This is a genomic window from Mycobacterium appelbergii, assembly GCF_032883035.1.
In the GTDB taxonomy this organism is placed as follows: domain Bacteria; phylum Actinomycetota; class Actinomycetes; order Mycobacteriales; family Mycobacteriaceae; genus Mycobacterium; species Mycobacterium appelbergii.
On the sequence record NZ_JAMQTH010000007.1, the window covers coordinates 69171 to 83052 of the forward strand.

14 protein-coding genes are annotated in these 13882 nt (G+C 66.4%); 5 read left to right on the forward strand and 9 right to left on the reverse strand.

Features of this window, described 5'->3' with window-relative positions:
- Nucleotides 1-39 precede the first annotated feature (39 nt).
- Nucleotides 40-666 carry a GNAT family N-acetyltransferase gene (locus M1247_RS17035; RefSeq protein WP_317157546.1) on the reverse strand — a complete coding sequence of 209 codons (627 nt, stop codon included), beginning with the start codon at nucleotides 664-666 and terminating at the stop codon, nucleotides 40-42.
- 127 nt (nucleotides 667-793) lie between these two features.
- On the opposite strand from M1247_RS17035, the gene M1247_RS17040 reads away from it, so the two are divergent.
- A complete protein-coding gene (locus M1247_RS17040; RefSeq protein WP_317157547.1) occupies nucleotides 794-997 on the forward strand; it encodes a hypothetical protein in 204 nt (67 codons plus the stop codon).
- On the opposite strand, the gene nagA is transcribed toward M1247_RS17040, so the two are convergent.
- From nagA to M1247_RS17055, 3 genes are read right to left on the reverse strand one after another with little or no spacing between them, the layout of a single operon-like run.
- Nucleotides 990-2123 (reverse strand): N-acetylglucosamine-6-phosphate deacetylase, encoded by a 1134-nt coding sequence (nagA, locus tag M1247_RS17045; RefSeq protein ID WP_317157548.1) that lies wholly within the window; start codon nucleotides 2121-2123, stop codon nucleotides 990-992. The two genes, M1247_RS17040 and nagA, sit on opposite strands and share 8 nt — an antisense overlap.
- Complete coding sequence (nagB, locus tag M1247_RS17050) at nucleotides 2124-2909, reverse strand: glucosamine-6-phosphate deaminase (RefSeq protein ID WP_317157549.1); 786 nt, start codon at nucleotides 2907-2909, stop codon at nucleotides 2124-2126.
- A gap of 4 nt (nucleotides 2910-2913) precedes the next feature.
- On the reverse strand, nucleotides 2914-3384 hold the full coding sequence (locus tag M1247_RS17055) for a PTS sugar transporter subunit IIA (protein WP_317157550.1): 471 nt from the start codon (nucleotides 3382-3384) through the stop codon (nucleotides 2914-2916).
- A gap of 112 nt (nucleotides 3385-3496) precedes the next feature.
- Here M1247_RS17055 and M1247_RS17060 point away from each other — a divergent pair, with 112 nt between their 5' ends.
- Nucleotides 3497-5074, forward strand: a complete 1578-nt coding sequence (locus M1247_RS17060) for a PTS transporter subunit EIIC (RefSeq protein WP_317157551.1) — start codon at nucleotides 3497-3499, stop codon at nucleotides 5072-5074.
- On the opposite strand, the gene M1247_RS17065 is transcribed toward M1247_RS17060, so the two are convergent.
- Nucleotides 5071-6222, reverse strand: coding sequence for a hypothetical protein (locus M1247_RS17065; protein ID WP_317157552.1), 1152 nt, complete (start codon nucleotides 6220-6222; stop codon nucleotides 5071-5073). The two genes, M1247_RS17060 and M1247_RS17065, sit on opposite strands and share 4 nt — an antisense overlap.
- Complete coding sequence (locus M1247_RS17070; protein WP_317157553.1) at nucleotides 6215-7165, reverse strand: metal-dependent hydrolase; 951 nt, start codon at nucleotides 7163-7165, stop codon at nucleotides 6215-6217. Before M1247_RS17070 ends, M1247_RS17065 begins: the two co-directional genes overlap by 8 nt.
- A 131-nt stretch (nucleotides 7166-7296) precedes the next feature.
- Here M1247_RS17070 and M1247_RS17075 point away from each other — a divergent pair, with 131 nt between their 5' ends.
- A complete protein-coding gene (locus M1247_RS17075; protein WP_317157554.1) occupies nucleotides 7297-7914 on the forward strand; it encodes a TetR/AcrR family transcriptional regulator in 618 nt (205 codons plus the stop codon).
- Nucleotides 7915-7922: 8 nt separating this feature from the next.
- On the opposite strand, the gene M1247_RS17080 is transcribed toward M1247_RS17075, so the two are convergent.
- On the reverse strand, nucleotides 7923-9683 hold the full coding sequence (locus M1247_RS17080) for an N-acyl-D-amino-acid deacylase family protein (RefSeq protein ID WP_317157555.1): 1761 nt from the start codon (nucleotides 9681-9683) through the stop codon (nucleotides 7923-7925).
- Nucleotides 9684-9781: 98 nt separating this feature from the next.
- On the opposite strand from M1247_RS17080, the gene M1247_RS17085 reads away from it, so the two are divergent.
- Entirely contained in the window at nucleotides 9782-10429 is a 648-nt protein-coding gene (locus M1247_RS17085; RefSeq protein WP_317157556.1) for a TetR/AcrR family transcriptional regulator, read from the forward strand.
- A 173-nt stretch (nucleotides 10430-10602) separates the two neighbouring features.
- On the opposite strand, the gene M1247_RS17090 is transcribed toward M1247_RS17085, so the two are convergent.
- The gene (locus M1247_RS17090) at nucleotides 10603-11421 is read right to left on the reverse strand and encodes an LmeA family phospholipid-binding protein (protein ID WP_317157557.1); all 819 of its coding nucleotides are present in this window, start codon (nucleotides 11419-11421) and stop codon (nucleotides 10603-10605) included.
- A gap of 145 nt (nucleotides 11422-11566) precedes the next feature.
- On the opposite strand from M1247_RS17090, the gene M1247_RS17095 reads away from it, so the two are divergent.
- Complete coding sequence (locus tag M1247_RS17095; RefSeq protein ID WP_317157884.1) at nucleotides 11567-13354, forward strand: sulfatase-like hydrolase/transferase; 1788 nt, start codon at nucleotides 11567-11569, stop codon at nucleotides 13352-13354.
- Here M1247_RS17095 and M1247_RS17100 read toward each other — a convergent pair.
- Nucleotides 13342-13872, reverse strand: a complete 531-nt coding sequence (locus tag M1247_RS17100; protein WP_317157558.1) for an LOG family protein — start codon at nucleotides 13870-13872, stop codon at nucleotides 13342-13344. The two genes, M1247_RS17095 and M1247_RS17100, sit on opposite strands and share 13 nt — an antisense overlap.
- Nucleotides 13873-13882 lie beyond the last annotated feature (10 nt).

Genomic DNA, 13882 nt, shown 5'->3' on the forward strand with positions numbered 1-13882 from the left:
CTGAGATCTCGCAGAGGCTTCACACTCGGTGACAGCCCGTCAGCGCGGCGCGTCCTCCGGCGTACGGGGAAGCGCGTACAACGCCATCCGTCGGTTGGCCATGTCGTGCTCGCCCAGGAAGGTGCACCCGGCCCATTCGCACAGCCGCCGCGCCCCACCGTTGCGGTGATCCGGGTCGAACATGATGCGCCGGCAGCCCGGCTCGAGCTCGAACACGCTCGCCACGATGCGGGGCAACAAGATTGGGGCGATCCCGCGGTTGACGAAACGCACATCGGCGATCGCGGCGTGCATGCCGATATCGCCCGGATCGGCGGCATAGCGGGGCGCGATCGAGTCTTTGGCGGCCCGGTAGAGCTCGATGTACCCGACATCTTTCCCGCGGAAGCTGACGACGAACGGTCGCGAGTACTGCCCGTCGAGCTGGGCTCGCAGATAGCGGCGCCAGCGGTCCGGCGGCCAGTCGTACTCCCAGGCCTCCACCAGATGCTGGCGGTTCATCCATTCCGACACCATCTCGGCATCGGCATCCGCATCGACCACACGGACGTGGTACGGCTCGGCCAGGACCGGGGTCGGCGGCGCCGCCACCGCCCGCACAGCCTCGGAGATGTCAGTCAGCTGGCGCGGAAGCACAGGTGCCGGCGCCTCGTCGATATCGGTCATCGACCGCCGAGCCTACCGCAGTCAGTGAGGGTAGGTTTACCTTCCTCCACGAGCGGGTCCGGCTTCTCGTGCGCCCGGGCCACCCCGCACGTGCGGCATCGTGGCCGTGGCGTGCAAAGGTAGACGGATGGAGGTCGATCGAGTGGCCGATCTGCAGCGCTGGGAAGATTCCGGGGCTCACTGGCAGGTGCTTGCACGCACCCACCAGGGCCTCACCGTCGCACTGTTGCGCTGCGACGGCGGCGAGGAAGTGGACCGCTTCACCTCGGCCGATCCCCGCTTACTGGAGTTCATCGGTTCCCGACGCAGCAGCGAAGACCCGGTCACCTGACCCACGCCCCGCGTCGCAGCACGCCGGTCACAGCCAACTCGGAGTCCAGCACCACGAGGTCCGCGGCGGCGCCCGGCGCAAGTCCCTGGCACGGGAGGCCCAGGGCTCGTGCCGGGTTGACCGAGGATTGCCGCACGGCCGCCATCAGCGCGTCGTCACGGGGCAGGCCACTGTGGGTGACGGCGAAACGGAACACCTCATCCATGGTCGCCGTGCTTCCGGCGATGGTGTCGGTCCCTCCGACCCGCGCCACCCCGGAAACGACCTCGATCGGCAGCGGCCCGAGGTGGTAGATCCCGTCGTCCATCCCGGTCGCGGCCATTGCGTCGGTGATCAGTGACACCCGGTCTTCTCCGGCGCTGCGCGTGACGTGCCGGTAGATGGCGGGGTCGAGGTGCACGCCGTCGGTGATGAGTTCGACGGTCACCCGGTCGTCTTCGAGCAGTGCAATGGCAGGCCCGGGTTCGCGGCGGTCGATCGGGCGCATCGCGTTGAACAGGTGTGTTGCCACCGTGGCGCCCGCCGCGATCGCGGCGCGCGTCTGCTCATAGGTGGCCTCGGTGTGTCCCACCGCGACCACCACGCCGGCATCGACGAACTGTGCGATCGCCGCGAGGGCGCCGTCACGTTCGGGCGCGATGGTGACCATGCGGAGGGCTCCTGCGCCCGTCTCGAGTACGCGGTCGATCTCGGCTGCGTCCGGGTCACGCATCAACGACGGCTCATGTGCCCCGCACCGTTTCGCCGACAGCCAGGGGCCTTCCAGATGGATCCCGTCGATCAGCCCCGCCCTGACGTCGGCCGCCAAACTCGTGACCTGGCACAGTAATTCGTCCGGACCCGCGGTGACCAGGGAAGCCACGAGCGTGGTGGTGCCGTGCCTGCGGTGCAGCGCGACGGCGGTGGCGGTCTCGGCCTGGGTCGCGGTGGAGAAGTTCGCCCCTGCGCCACCGTGCAGGTGGGTGTCGACGAATCCCGGTACCACCGTCGCGGCGCCCAGGTCGCAGTCGGCCACCGTCGCGGGAAGACCCGCCCCGACGGCGGTCACCGTCTCCCCCGCGATCTCAATCCATCCGGGTCGCAACAACTCTCGTCCCGTCAGCACCGTTCCTGCGGTCAACAGCACTTAGATGCCCTGCCAGTGCGGTTTGCCGCGGTAGGTCTCGCGGTAGTAGTCGACGAGCTGCAGGCGGCCCGCGGCCGCATCGTCTAGCAACACCGTGACGTGCGGATGGTGCTGCAGGATGGTCGCAGGCCACATCGCACTCACCGCACCCTCGACGAGGTGGTGGACGGCTTCGGCCTTGCCGCTGCCGAGCGCCGCGAGGATCACGTGCCGGGCGCCCATGATCGTCGCCAGTCCCTGGGTGAGGCAGTGCGTGGGCACCTGTTCGACGTCGCCGCCGAAAAAGCGCGCATTATCGGTGCGCGTCTGCATGGTCAGCGTCTTGATGCGGGTCCGGGAGGCCAGGGAGGATCCCGGCTCATTGAATGCGATGTGACCATCGGCGCCGATTCCGAGGATCTGCAGGTCGATTCCGCCGGCATCGCGGATCGCGTCCTCATATGCCGCGCAGGCGGCCGGGATGTCGGCTGCCAGACCGTCAGGTCCCTGGACCGCGCCGTCGGCGAAATCGACCCTGGACACGAACGCGGTGTCGATGACGTTGCGGTACCGCTCGGGATGGTCCGCGGGCAGGCCGACGTACTCGTCGAGGGTGAACCCACGGGCCTGCCGGAAGGAGATCGACCCGGCATTGCAGCGCGCCGCGAGTTCGTCATAGACGGCCACCGGCGAGGACCCGGTGGCAAGCCCGAGCACTGCGGTCGGTTTGGCTTCGAGCAGGGCACCGATGGCGTCGGCGGCAATTCTGGCGATCTCCGCGGGACCCTGCTGGATGACAACTTCCATCGGACTATTTGTTGGCGATGAACAGGGCTGCCCCCGAGGCGATCATCGCGCCCTCGAGGACGGCTTCGGACGCGATGACATTGCTGGATTCCCGTTCGTCCATAACGACAACCGGGACAATGGGATTGAGTCCCTTGGCTTCGATCACCGGAACATCGTAGGTGATGATGATCTGGCCGGCGGTGACGTCGGCGCCCTGGCTGACGTGGGTGGTGAACCCCTCCCCGTTCAGCGCCACGGTGTCCAGGCCCAGGTGAACCAACACGCCCACATTGTCCGGGGTCATGATGATGTAGGCGTGCGGCATCAGCTTCAACAACTTCCCGCTGACCGGGGCGAGGGCGTCGATCACCGCACGCGGGGGGTCGACGGCGGCGCCGTAACCCACCATGCCCTGGGAGAACACGGGGTCGGGGACGTTCTGAAGCCCGATGGCACGGCCCTCGACCGGGGCGAGGACAGATGTCTTGCTCATGCACCAAACAATACGAGCGTGCCGCAAGTCGGTCTCCGGTTCACCGGTTCTCGTTTAAGCTTCGCCCACAGCTTCTACGGTCGTCGTGCGCGGCGAAGGAGGACAACCTGGCATGAGTGATACCGCCAAACCACAAGGGGTACAGACCAAGTCAGGGGTGCGCATACCGGGCTTCGGGCAGTTGCAGCGGTTGGGCAAGAGCCTCATGTTGCCGATCGCGGTGCTCCCGGCGGCGGGGATCCTGCTTCGGCTGGGGCAACCGGACCTGTTGGGCAGGATCGAAGCACCGGTCATCGGTCCGTTCTTCAAGGCGATGAGCGCTGCCGGCGACGCTGTCTTCGCCAACCTTCCTTTGCTGTTCGCGGTCGGTGTCGCCATCGGATTCGCGCGTAAAGCCGACGGTTCCACCGCACTGGCCGCGGTGGTGGGCTATCTGGTGGTGGACGCGGTGTTCAAGACCATGTCGCCGATCGTCCTGGCCGGCGAGCTGGACAAGGCAGGCGAGCAGGCGCAGATCAACTACAGCGTGTTCGCCGGAATCGTGGTCGGGCTCGTGACCGCCTGGCTGTTCGACCGTTACCACACCATCCAACTGCCGTCCTATCTCGGATTCTTCGGCGGCAGACGGTTTGTCCCCATCGTGGTGTCGTTGGCCTGCCTGTTCATCGGCTTCGCCATGAGCTATTTCTATCCGCTCTTCGATGCGGGCCTGACCAGCCTCGGCAAGTTCATCGGCGGGGCGGGGGCACTCGGTGCGTTCGTGTACGGGTTCGCCAACCGAATGCTGATTCCGCTGGGCCTGCACCACATCCCGAACTCGTATGTGTGGTTCCTCTACGGCGACTATCAGAGCCCCGACGGCACCGTGGCCACCGGTGAACTGACCCGGTTCGCTGCCGGCGACCCCACCGCGGGCATCCTCACCTCAGGCTTCTATCCGGTCCTGATGTTCGGGTTGCCCGCGGCCGCACTGGCGATGATCCACGTGGCGAACAAGAAGCAGCGCAAGGTGGCGGTCGGCATCCTGTCGGCGGCGGCTCTCACGGCGTTCCTCACCGGCGTGACCGAACCGCTGGAGTTCGCCTTCATGTTCGTCGCGTTCCCGCTGTACGTGATTCACGCGGTGTTGACCGGGCTCTCCCTGGCGATCGCGTACCTGCTCGATATCCACCTTGGCTTCTCGTTCTCGGCCGGTCTGATCGACCTGTTGCTGTACGGCACCGCGCCGGCGGCCAAGAACATTCCGTTGCTCATCGGTATGGGTGTGGTGTTCTTCGCCGTCTACTATCTGCTGTTCCGGTTCGCGATCACGAAGTGGAACATGCGTACCCCGGGGCGCGAGCCGGAAGCCGTGTTCGAGGCCGAAGAGCGGGCGAACCTCGGGGAAGGCGCCGACTCCGCCACCGCCGTCTCGGCCAGTAGCGGCGCGACCACCACGATCACCGCACCCGCCCGCAGCGACAGCAAGGCCGAACAGGTCATCTCCGCGTTCGGCGGCCGGGACAACCTCGTGCGCGTCGATGCGTGCATCACGCGCCTGCGTATGGAGGTCGCCGACAAGAGCAAGGTCGATCAGGCCCGGCTGAAGAGCCTGGGCGCCGCGGGCGTCATCGAAGTCGGCAACAATGTCCAAGCGGTCTTCGGCACCGACTCCGAGGCGCTGAAGAACGCGATCATCGACAGTCTCTAGGTCGACTCCACCGCAAGGGCGCCGCGGTCCGGTGAGCGACGGGTGGTGGCGGTGGCCGCCGCGGCGACGGACAGGCACGCGATCACCAGACACACCATGGTGTACCAAAGGCTTCCGGTCGGGTCGCCGCCCGGTGTCACGCCGCCGACGGCGCTGAAGTAGGCCGGCAGGGCGCTCACCCACAGGACCGTCATGACCGCGAGGTAGCACGCTGCGTAGCGCAGGATCATCGGGTTCACATAGGCCTCGGCTGTCCCGGCGCTGTCGCCGCGCATGGCCGACCACTGCCGCAGCAGCACCGGTATCGCCACCACCGTGAGCACAACGAGTTCCGCGGCGTAGATCACTCCGCCCACCGTGGTGCTGCCGGAGATCGACGCGCCGATCGTGGCAGGCATGGGGAGCACCGCGGTTCCGATCGACGCCAGCACGCCGACGACAATGGTCCGCCACACCACCTGCAGACCGGTGAACGTGGCGCCCCCGTCCACGTGCCGACCGACGAAAAACTGGACACAGAATGCCAGCGACATCGGCCACAGCGCGGCGAACACCACGACGCTCGGCAACGGCACCGAGTCGAAGAACGGCTGATTCATCGGGTGATCCAGTGTCCACTCCCACCACCGCAGCTGTGGTCCCAGGTGATCGAAGATCTCGTAGAAGGCGTGATGGACGAATCCGACGCACACCGCCCCGACGAGCGCACCGTAGCGGCGGAAGACGCCGAGCATCCGGACGATCTCAAATGCCACCGTGGCCATCATCGGGTAGATCGCGACGATGTAGAGCGGTAGGCGGCCCCACAGGAAGTCGACGGTGAACACGTTGTGGGCGAACATCGTGTCGACGTACTCGCTGATCCCGAACGGTCCCGGGAAATACAGCGGCGGCTCGATGATCAGCAGATACGCGATGGCGCCGAACCACAGCACGAGGTTGGTGGGGTCATGGTGACGGCGCAGTCGCACGATGGCGTACACCAGGGCCAGCACCGCGCCCACGATCACGGTGATCTCCAGGACCGGCAGCGTCCAGTTCTCCAGGCCGAAGGGGTTACGGAACTCTGCAAGGCCACCGGCGGTGTCACACGAAAAGCCCAGCCGCCCGGCAAGATCAGCGAATGTCGGTGAGCACAGGTCAGACATGGGCCGTGCCCGTCTTCGTTTCGGCCGCGTTCCCTGCCGTGTACCACTGCGTCACGTCGTAGCCGGCGTCGTAACGATTGAACCACTCATCGGCCAGCACCGGCAGCTTCTCGTGGGTGGGATCGTGACCCGGAATCTGGCTGCGCACAACACCTGCCATGGCCGTGAGCTGCTCACGCACCGGCAGGTGGGCGAACGCGTTCGCGAAAGGACCGTCGTTCGGAGTGTTGAAGAATGGAAGTCTTTGCATCAGCGCCTTTTTGCGGGCCTGCATGCCGAACATCGACAACGCGTCGATCTTGCGCTCCTCCACCGGCACGTGTTTGTTGAAGCCCTCGCAGGCTATCCGGAGCACGCCCCACACATGTTTGAAGATCGACGGTGCCACTCGCATGCGGTACCACGGGTCGTCGACCACCGCGTCGTAGATGATCAATGCCGAACTGCGGTGCTCGACCTCTTCGACGAAGTGCCACAGGAACAGTGAGGCAACCCGGTCATCGCCGGGTGCGAACAAGGTGTCGTCGTGGTCGAGCATCAGCTTGAACACCGGGGTGAACGTGGCCTCGAGGTCGGCGGTATAGGCCAGCCGGTACTTCAGCGGCGTGTTCGCGGTGAGATCGTCGAACGCCGCGAGCACCTCGTCGAGGGTTTCCTTGAGCGCCGGATAACTCTTGATGAGCCCCTTCGCGTGCTGACGATGGGCCATGGAATGCTGGCCCTCCTGCCGCACGAATGCCTGTGCCTCCTCGGCGATCTCGGGATCGGCGATGAACGGCATGGCTTCGGGGATCATCTGGCCGATCATCTTCTCGAAGGCGATCGCCAGGAAAGACACCGCATTGGCCATGCTGGAGAACGCGGGATTGTCCTGGTTCCACAGAAACGGCACGTGATGGTCTGCGAACGCGAACCGCATCTTGCGCACTATCAGGTCTGTCATCGAGGCCACCTCGTTCGAACTCAAGTAATCATACACAGCTTGCAACGAATGTATGATTACCGCATGTGACGCCGAACGTCAACGACGGGGGCGATATCCTGCAGACATGCCGGTGGCCGAGGATTCAGAGCGTGGCGCGTAGGCGCGGGTGGGACGGGAGCCCGCCCGCGACCGATGAGGAGGCCTCCGAGCGCATCGTGGCCGCGGCGGTGCAGTTGATCGCAGAGACCGGCCGCGACGTCAGCGTCGCCGACGTCGCGGCATCGCTTGGCGTGATCCGCCAGACGGTGTACCGCTACTTTCCGACGGCGGAGGCACTCATGCACGCGGCCGCGATCGCGTCAGTGGACGGCTTTCTCGACCGGCTCACCGTCGCCGTCCGCGGCATCTCCGATCCAGCGGAGGCGATGGCCGAGGGTGTGCTCTACTCCCTGGAGGAGGTCGCCCGCACGCCGCATCTCGGCATCCTGCTGTCCGAGCCGTATGTGGCGGCGAACTCAGGCAACCTCGCATCGGACGAGGCGCAGGCGATCGGCATGCGAATGCTCAAACGCTTCGACGTCGACTGGGACAAGTACGGATACGACGAGTCGGCTCAGCATGAACTCGTGGAGTTCACGCTGCGGACGATGCTGTCGTTCTTCGTCGCCCCCAACGCGCCGAGCCGCAGCCGAGATGACTTGCGCCGCTTCATCAGACGCTGGTTGGGGGGTGCGATCCTGGCGCAGTCGCGCGGCGACGCGCGGTAACCGGCGGGTCAGCGCCCACCGCGCACCAATTGGCCGGGCCGGGCGCCGGTGTCCACACCGTCACGGCGGGTGACGACACCGCTGACGATTGTGGCGACGTAGCCCGAGGCGCCCTGGACAAGCCGATGACCGCCGGCAGGCAGGTCGTAGGCCATCCGAGGCGCGTGCAAGGTGAGTGCGTCCAGATCGATCACATTGAGGTCGGCCTTCTTCCCGACGGCGATCACTCCCCGATCGGCGAGCCCGAACAGTTCCGCGGTGTCGTGGGACTGCTTGCGAATCACATACTCCAGGGGCAGCTTCTCGCCCCGGTGGCGGTCGCGTGCCCAGTGTGTCAGCAGGAACGTGGGATAGGAGGCGTCACAGATCATGCTGCAATGTGCGCCGCCGTCGGACAGTCCCAGCACACCGGCAGGGTGCGTCATCATCTCGCGGATCGCATCGTGGTTGCCGTCGGCGTAGTTGAACATGGGCAGCATGAGCATCGCACCGGCGTCTGCCTCCAGCATGAGGTCGTACATGGTGGCCAAGACGTCCTCGCCACGGTCGCGGGCGATCGCGGCAACGGTCTTCTCGGCAGTGGGCTCGTAGTCCGGCGGTTCGCCCAGCGAGTACAGCCGGTCGGCGGAATACTGGGCAAGCGCGAACATGCCGTCGAAGAGCACATTCGGATCGATGGGCAGATCTTCCTCGGACAGGATGGCCGCCCGCACAGCGGGTTCGGCGAGCCGGGCCGCGAGTTCGCCCCGGCTGCCCGCGGCCTTGAGCCGGCGATAGGTGGGGCGGTGGGTAAACGCATGGTGGCCAGGGAATCCCAACAACATCCCGAACGGACGGGCCGCCACCTGCGGGTGCAGCCGACTGCCCGCCTGGTGTGCCGCAGCCGAGAGGTCCAGTTGCTCGCGCCACAAGTTCGGGTCGGCGTCGACCTGGATGAGCGCGAAGCTCAGCGCGCAGTCGATCTCGGCTCCCAACCGGCGCATCCACTCCAGCTCCTTGCGCGGCGCGACGATGTCCTCCCCCGCCGCGCCCTGCGGCGCGAGCTCGAACACCGCACCCCCGCCGGCGGCAGTGGCCCGCCCCAGCGCAAACAGCTCATCCTCTGCCGCGAACGTGCCGGGCACCGGTTCGCCGTCCATGGCACGGTGGGCGAGGGTGCGCGACGACGAGAAGCCAAGCGCGCCTGCCTCGATCGCCTCCTGCACGAGTCGACTCATCTCAGCGATGTCCTCCGGTGTGGCGGGTTCGTTGCGGGCGCCACGCTCCCCCATCGCATATGCCCGCACCGTTCCGTGCGCGATCTGACTCCCCATGTCGACGGCGAGGTTGCGCTTGCCGATCACATCGAGGTAATCCGCGTAGCTTTCCCAGCCCCAGGTAATGCCTTCGGAGAGCGCGGTTCCCGGAATATCCTCGACACCCTCCATCAGCTCGATCAGCCACTGCTCCTGGCCCGGGCGCACCGGCGCGAAACCCACGCCGCAGTTGCCGGCCACCACCGTGGTGACACCGTGATTGCTTGACGGTTCCAGCAGGTCATCCCAGCTGACCTGCCCGTCGTAGTGGGTGTGGATGTCGACGAAGCCCGGTGCGACGATCTTTCCCGTCGCATCGATCGTCTCGGCGGCCGCCCCGTCCAGCGGCGCGTCACCGGGCCCCCGCCGCTTGACCTCGACGATCTTGCCGTTCCTGACCGCCACGTCGGCAGGGAACCTGTCGGCCCCCGTTCCATCGACTACGGTGCCGCCCGTGATCAACAGATCGAACACGATTCACTCCCTCGTCCACCTACCGGCCGCTACGGTGTGCAATGTAACACCGTTACAGAAGCGACGTGCCGCGTTTTGACGCACGCGCGAAAGGGGGCGTGACCGTGACTCGCCGCGCCCCGGCTGCCCCCACCTCGGTATCGAAAACCGTTGACGCCGAGAGCATCCTCGATACCGCGGCTCGACTCATCGAACGCAACGGGGTCGAAGCGTTCACCATGCGCGGGCTCGCCGAACAGCTCGGGGTGGCCGTCACCTCGATCTACTGGCACGTCGGTGGGCGGGACACACTCTTCGACGGTCTGATCGAGCGCCTGCTCGGTGAAATGGCCGACCTGCCCGTACTCGGCGACTGTCCCGTGGACCGGATCGCCTGCCTGGTCCGCTCCCAGCGACGACTGTTGATCGAACGCCAGCATCTGCTCGCCATCGCCCACGAGCGCGACCGGACACCGGCACTGTTCCTGCCCATCCAGCAGACACTGGCGGCACAACTGGCCGAACTGGGTGTCACCGGAACCGACGCCGCGCTCATGTTGCGGGCGGTACAGGTGCACGTGATTTCCTCTGCGGTGATGCAGTTCTCGGCCGTACGCGATTCGGCGCATCGCGAGGAGGATCCATCATTGTGGACCTCCGACTGGCCCGACCAGGCGCTCGTCGAAGCGCTGCAGTCACCGACCGACTACGACGCCGTCTTCGAATACGGACTCAACGCGCTGCTGACCTCGCTTCGCCACCCCTGACCAGGGCCGCGCTACAGCTGCGCGAAACAGGGATCGGCTTCGTCGTTGGGAATCGACGCGTTCTGGCTGGAGAACTTCCCGACGACGCCGGTGTCGGTCACCGCGACACTGTCGGCATGAATGCCCAGCGGGTAGTTGTCGTTGAGTTTGGTGGTGAGTTCGTTCAGTGCGGTCTACACGGTGTCCTTCGCGAACGGGCCGGTGACATCGAGCACGCGCAGGCCTAGATTGCCGTCGGTGACTTCGGGTGCAGCCGTCACGCTGGTGTCTCCGACGGCCTCCAGCACGATGGTGCCCGCGGCGGCGTCGGTCCGCACACCGCTGACCAGGCTGCCGACGCCGGGAAGGTTGGCCGCCACGGTGTCCTTGATACCTGCCGACGTCCAGGCCAACGTCGCGTCCAGAGATCCGATCGTGCCCTTGGAGTCCCCCGAACTCTGCAACCGGATGTCGGTCAGGGTGACATCGGCGGTCATCCCCTCGGCTTCCTGGACCTGGTTCCCCGCCGTCTGCACGGAGATGTTGGTGTAGTGGCCGGTGATGTGCTGCCACAGGAACGGTGGGCTCACCCCGAAGGAAATCGTGGCCCCGTCCTGGACGACGCACTGGGTGACGTCGGCGAGGATGGTCCCCGCCCGGTGTCGCGCATAGAGCTCCGCCCCGGCGAGCCCGGCGGCCACCAGCGCGAGCACGATGATCCCGATGAGCAGGATCGACAACGGGCGGCGGCGAGATCGGACCGACGGTGACGGCGCGGCGGGCGGCGGCGCGGCGGGCGGTGTCCGGCCACCGCCTCCGGGTGGATTGCCTGCGGGCGGGCGGGGTCGCGCAATCTTCTCGGTGGCCGCGTCAGCGGGCTGGTGTCGCGCGCGGAACTGCTCGGTCGGCGGTTCGTGACGGGTGGGACGTGGCAACCGTCGGGTTTCCGGGTCAGGCGGCGGCACGGGACGGCGCCGGCCCGGTTGGCCGGGACGCTGCGGCGGAATCGACATCTGGCAATTCTGCCTTAACGGCACCGGCTGGTATCGGAACCAGCGGCAGCACCCCCGGTATTCGTGTTGGATGAGAACGTGGCACATCCCATCCGCGCAGTGGAGCGCGAGCGTGACTGAACAAAGCCCGGACATCGTCATCCTGATGACCGACGAAGAACGCGCGATTCCGCCCTACGAATCCGATGATGTGCGCACCTGGCGCCGGGGCGCACTGGGCGGCCGACGCTGGTTCGATGAGCATGGCGTCAGTTTCGCCAGGCATTACACGGGTTCGCTGGCCTGTGTGCCCAGCCGCCCGACCATGTTCACCGGCCAGTATCCGGATCTGCACGGCGTGACCCAGACCGACGGGATCGGCAAGCGCTACGACGATTCCCGGCTGCGATGGCTGCGCAGTGGCGAGGTGCCGACACTGGGCAACTGGTTCCGCGCAGCAGGATATGACACACATTACGACGGTAAATGGCACATCTCGCACGCCGATCTCACCGATCCGGCGACCGGACAGCCGATGGCCACCAATGACGATGACGGAGTCATCGATCCGGCAGCGGTGCAGGCGTATTTGGACGCCGACCCGCTGGGCCCCTACGGCTTTTCCGGCTGGGTCGGCCCCGAGCCGCACGGTGCGGCCACGTCCAACAGCGGCTTTCGGCGTGACCCGCTATTTGCCGACCGGATCGTGGCCTGGCTGGAAGACCGGTACGCACGCCGCCGGGCAGGTGACGCCGGAGCCATGCGGCCATTCCTCTTGGTGGCGAGCTTCGTCAATCCGCATGACATCGTGCTGTTTCCGGCCTGGGCACGGCGCAACCCACTATCCCCGTCAGCCGCGTTGGAGCCGCCGCACGTGCCGGCCGCACCGACGGCCGAGGAAGACCTCAGCGCCAAGCCGGCCGCGCAGAGCGCCTACCGCAAGGCCTACTTCTCCGGGTACGGCCCCGCTCCGGCGATCGAACGCACCTACAAGCGCAAGGCACAGGAATACCGTGACCTGTACTACCGGCTGCACGCCGAGGTCGACGGCCCGCTGGACCGCGTCCGCCGGGCCGTCACTGAGGGCGGATCCGAAAATGCCGTGCTGGTACGCACTTCCGACCACGGCGAGCTACTCGGTGCGCATGGCGGGTTACACCAGAAATGGTTCAACCTCTACGACGAGGCCACCCGGGTGCCCTTCGTCATCACCCGGATCGGCGACGACGCCACCGCAGCGTGCACGGTCTCGGCGCCCACCTCGCACATCGACCTGGTGCCGACGCTGCTCGGGGCGGCCGGAATCGACGTCGACGCAGTGGCCGCGCAGCTGACCGCCGAGTTCACCGAGGTGCATCCGCTACCCGGGCGCGACCTGATGCCCGTGGTCGACGGAGCTGAACCCGATGAGGACCGGCCGATCTACCTGATGACCCGCGACAACGTGCTCGAAGGCGACACCGGCGCGTCGGCGACGGCACGAATGCTGGGCCGGACGGTGAATCCCCCTGCACCGCTGCGTATCCGCGTCCCCGCACACGTCGCTGCGAACTTCGAAGGTTTGGTGGTACGGGTCGAGGAAGCTTCCGGTGGCGGCGGGCATCTGTGGAAGCTGGTGCGGACCTTCGACGATCCCGGCACCTGGACCGAGCCGGGTGTGCGCCAGCTGGCGACCAGCGGCTTCGGCGGCGAGGGCTACCGCACCGATCCGCTCGATGACCAGTGGGAACTCTACGATCTCACGGCCGATCCCATCGAGGCCGAAAACCGCTGGACTGATCCCGGTTTGCACGACCTGCGCCAGTATCTGCGTACGCAGCTCAAGCAGGTCCGCGCGTTTTCGGTCCCCGAGCGTCATCAACCGTGGCCCTATGCCAGCCGTCGATCGCCCGGCGGTCGACCTGTCGGCATGATGGGTAAGCTCCTGGCTCGCATCGGGTTTCAGCGAAACTGAGCCAGGTAGGCCAGCGCGTCGGCCCCTTCGTCGGCGACGTAGACGAGCTCATCCAGTCCCACCGGCAGGAATCCGTCGTCGGCCATCCGTCGGAGCTGAAGCACCAATCCGTCGTAGAAGCCGGCGGTGTTCAGCAGCACGATCGGTTTGTCATGCAGGCCGTGCTTGCGCAGCTCGAGGATGTCGGTTGCCTCGTCCAACGTGCCCAAGCCGCCGACCATCACGACCACCGCATCCGACCGCGCCAGCATCAATGCCTTTCGTTCAGCGAGATCTTCGGCGATTACCATCTCATCGGCGTCTTTCCTGGCCACCGAACGTAGGAACGTGACCGATATCCCGACAAGCTGCCCGCCGGCCTCCCGCACGCCATCAGCGACGATCTTCATCAATCCGGTATCGGACCCTCCCCACACCAGGGTGTGCCCACCCTTACCGATGAGTTCGGCGAACTCCCGGGCCGGCCGCGTGTACCGCTCGTCGAGGTCGGCAGCGGACAGAAAAACGCAGATTCTCATGGCGGATCTC